Genomic DNA, 651 nt, shown 5'->3' with positions numbered 1-651 from the left:
GTTTAACCACTTTGAAATGATCATTGGCTCGGGTATACTCCATGTCCAAAATGGAAATCATAGTTCAGGATTCGTCTTAATTTTAATACAAGCTCCTCGCAAGCAAGTTCCTCATATTTGTAACGCAACTCGCCTTCATGGGGATTATGCCAAAAATAAGCTTCATGCACATTTCCATCATCGTCCGTTATCGTATGCTCAACCTCATGCGTATCACGCTTCGATGCTCGTTCAAGGTAATTGATTTCAATTTTTATTTTTTCAACTTCGGTTAGCTCCTTCTTCTGAAGTATTCTTCATCAATCCTAAACAATTTGGAGACGAGCGGAAGCTTGTCCTTGGGTATCGGTCTCCTGCCACTTGCCCAATCTGCAACGGTGGAGGTAGTCAGATCAAGTCTTTTCGCAATATCTGTATATGATGCTTTGAATACTTTGGCGATAAATTCGAAACCTGTCATTATTTTCTTAACCTTCCTTCGATGGCGTAATTTACGTCTTTCTCTTTTGTGTAAAATATTATTATTTTCAAATTTAAAAAGTCACTGCTTTTGACGTAAATTACGCATTTTTTTCATCTTCCGCCGCGCATACATTTTGAGTGTTTTTTGTGTTGTCTGGGCAAAAAGAAAACCACAACGGAGGGTGATTT

At 38.6% G+C, this 651-nt stretch carries 2 protein-coding genes; one reads left to right on the top strand and one right to left on the bottom strand.

All coding sequences use genetic code 11. The features are described from left to right. The coding region (locus PEH01S_RS35245) for a hypothetical protein (protein ID WP_218032733.1) at positions 1–244 on the top strand (244 nt) is incomplete at its 5' end. A gap of 27 nt (positions 245–271) precedes the next feature. On the opposite strand, the gene PEH01S_RS36270 is transcribed toward PEH01S_RS35245, so the two are convergent. Further along, entirely contained in the window at positions 272–460 is a 189-nt protein-coding gene (locus PEH01S_RS36270) for a helix-turn-helix domain-containing protein (protein ID WP_127490462.1), read from the bottom strand. Positions 461–651: the final 191 nt, after the last annotated feature.

Source organism: Paenibacillus ehimensis NBRC 15659, from assembly GCF_004000785.1.
Lineage (GTDB): Bacteria > Bacillota > Bacilli > Paenibacillales > NBRC-103111 > Paenibacillus_G > Paenibacillus_G ehimensis.
Note: the sequence above shows the minus strand (reverse complement) of the source record. Positions and strands in the feature narration are given on the sequence as shown.